General features: G+C 62.4%; 2 protein-coding genes. One reads left to right on the forward strand and one right to left on the reverse strand.

Features of this window, described 5'->3' with window-relative positions:
• The first annotated feature begins 85 nt into the window (after positions 1-85).
• On the forward strand, positions 86-352 hold the full coding sequence (locus ACHFGS_RS06100; protein WP_394289281.1) for a hypothetical protein: 267 nt from the start codon (positions 86-88) through the stop codon (positions 350-352).
• Between the two features lie 205 nt (positions 353-557).
• Here the strand turns inward: ACHFGS_RS06100 and ACHFGS_RS06105 are convergent.
• Positions 558-3,018: DUF3427 domain-containing protein (locus ACHFGS_RS06105; protein WP_394289282.1), on the reverse strand; the 2,461-nt coding region annotated here is incomplete at its 5' end.

Here is a 3,018-nt window from a genome sequence, read left to right on the forward strand (position 1 = left end):
CTGGGGAAGATCACCGAGCAACTCTGGGGAACTTCGGTGAGCGCCGTCATTACCTGCGGTCGGCAGCAACCGTGCCGTAGCGAAGATGATCGCCAAGGTGAATAACGACCTGAAGCACCCGGACCGCCCCAATTACCCGGACCGCGACCTGCTGGTAGCGGCGACTCGCTTGTCGAAGCTCATCATCCGCGCGCAGCTGTGTGAACTGCTTCACCTCCCCGCGTTCGCGCGCGAGTCTCTGCTCGGCTCGTCCGCTGGTCGAGACGCTGTTGGCGCGCTTAAGCACGCAGGTCTGACGCTTGCAGAGGACGGATCGGTGACAAGAGGCGGCATGGCCGCCACCGAGTGCTGAGGGGGATGCCCGCAGGAAGCCTCTGCGGGTGTCGGTTCGCGTCAGGTGTAGTCAGTGCGCAACTCGGTAGCGACTGCGCTCGCCCTTGATCCAAACGGTGTCGGGGAAGGTCTCGGGTGGGTCGATGCGCGCCTCCCACTCAGCGTGAAAGACGGCTGACACGGGAAGGAGCGGCTGACGGCGCGCGCGATCATCGGCCCTAGCGCTAGCTCAAGCTCGGCTGGAAGTAGTCGAAGATGCCCGGTTCAATCGGTTCGAGAAATCGTAGTATCATCCGGACAACACTCAAGCTGTCGCCATGGTCATCGATCATGCTCGTTTGCTCCGGCGAGGCAGCGTCGGCTTCCCCGAGGTAGTAAAAGGCCGAGCCGTCGGCGTCGCTCTTCTTGGCAAACACGTGCAGTGCGATGTCCCCCGAGAGCATCGCCGACACGTCGGGGCTTTGCAGCGTTCGTTTGCTCTTCGAGTAGTACCGCATGGTCGACCGATCGAGCAGCTCGTCCTCGTATGCGGTGCTCGCGGCGATCTCCTCTGACTTGTGCATCGTGTTGAAGATCGGACACGTGGCGGTGTCTCGGTCAACCTTGTATCCGTACACGGTCGAGGAGGAGTTCTTCGGCCAGAGCAGCAGACGCACTGCGTCCTTGCGCGAGTACTGGCGTCCAGTGGTGAAGGGTTGGCCGATGGTATAGCGCGCTTGCACGAGGTCGAGGCCAGTCTCGATCAAATCGTCCACCGCGACCCGAAACGCGGATGACCGCCGGTACGACTCCGCGAACTCTCGCCCGAGTGAGATTCGTCCGTCGTGCAACACCTGAACCGCGGGGGCCTGGTACTTCTTCTGCTCCATTTCGGTTGCGAACGCGAGCGACAGAACACGCACGGCGCTCTCCGCATGCCGCTCCGGGTTGGAATGAGCGAACGGGGCAAGCTCCTCGGCAAGGCGGGCACTTGACACTGACCCCTCTCGGATGAGCAGCCGCAGAGTTAGCAGCTCGTCGACGCGCTTCGCTGCTAGTGCCTCATGTGACAGGAACATCAGAGCCCGTAGCTCCGCGCCAGTCATACCGCTGGGGGTCTTGGTCAGACGCTCGAGCAAGAGCGGATAGCTGCCGAGTCGCGTAGCCAGCACCACGGGGTCGGCGGACTCGAACCGCAGGAAGTCGTGGAGCGACGGTAGCCTGCCGAGGCGGTTGCGGAGAGTCTCGATTGCCTGCTTCAGGCGCTGCAAGCTATCCAGCTGCGTGTCGGCGAGCGAGCGGAGTACCCGTTCTTGCGCGATCCGATCGAATCGAACACTCGACAGTCCCGCCACTACACCGACCTCCTCGGCGGAGATCAGGTGCTGCCGCACCGACTCGCGGTTCAGGGAATCGTCGCCGAACAGGGCGATCGGGATGAGGAAGTTGTTCGAATAGTTGCCGATGAAGTCGATGACGACGAGGTAATCCTTGCCGTCCGCCTTGCGGAGCCCGCGTCCCAGCTGCTGAACAAAAACGATGGCGGACTGCGTCTGCCGAAGCATGACCACCTGATTGACGGACGGGATGTCGACGCCTTCGTTGAAGATGTCCACCGTTAGGATGTAGTCGAGCTCGCCGGCCTCAAGCTGGTCCACGACCTGCTCACGTCGCTCGATCGAGTCATCGCCAGTGAGCGCGATGGTCCGCAACTGGCGCCCAAAGACAAAGCGCTCGTTCAGCGCCTCGGATAGGGCGCGAGCTTCCTCCTTCCGGCTACAGAACATGAGCCCGCGAACCGGAACGCCGGCGTGACCGTACGTCGACACAGCATCGATGATGTGGTCGACTCGGATTGCGCCTGCTAGCTGGGACAGCGACGACTGCTCGTCGACGGTCGAGCCATCGTCGAACTCGACATCCGTGACGCCGTAATAGTGGAACGGCACGAGCATGTCCGCTTCGAGTGCCTTGTTCAAGCGAATCTCGTACGGAACGTTGAAGTCGAACAGCTCAAAGACGTTGAAGCCGTCGCTCCGCTCCGGCGTCGCCGTCATGCCTAGCAGGAAGGCTGGTTCGAAGTACTGTAGGACCCTGGCGTAAGACTGGGCCCCCGCTCGATGGACCTCGTCGATGAGGATGTAGTCGAAAGCATCGGACGGCAGGCTCGCGAGGACTTCGGGTCGCGAGAGCGTCTGGATAGTTGCAAAGAGGTAGCGCGCATCCGTCTGCTTGCTCGAGCCGGTGAGCTTCCCAAAGTCTGAAGCCGGGGCTCCTAGAACTCTCTGAAACTCCTGGATCGCACGATCGAGAATCTGTTCACGGTGCACGACGAACAACATCCGCATCGGCGCAACCGCTCGGACATCAAGCGCGGACAGGATCGTCTTCCCCGTCCCCGTTGCAGAGATGACTACCGCGCGGCGCTTGCCGTCCCGCCGCATCGCATCGATGGCAATCAGCGCCTCTTGCTGCATTGCGTTGGGCGTGATCGATCCCGCTACTGGCTCCGCTACCGAGTCGACCGGGGCAGCCACGAGTCGATCGGGACGCGGGAGCCGCTCGAGATTGCGACGCACTGCCCGCTCGACGGCGGACACTCCGTTCCGCACCGGCGCAACGTACTGTCGGGCGTAACGCTCCACCCACTCTGACGTGAGCGGCACGGAATCCGCCAGCTGCTGTTCGATCAGGCGACCGAAGTCA

Source organism: Microbacterium sp. (genome assembly GCF_043427715.1).
Taxonomy (GTDB): domain Bacteria; phylum Actinomycetota; class Actinomycetes; order Actinomycetales; family Microbacteriaceae; genus Microbacterium.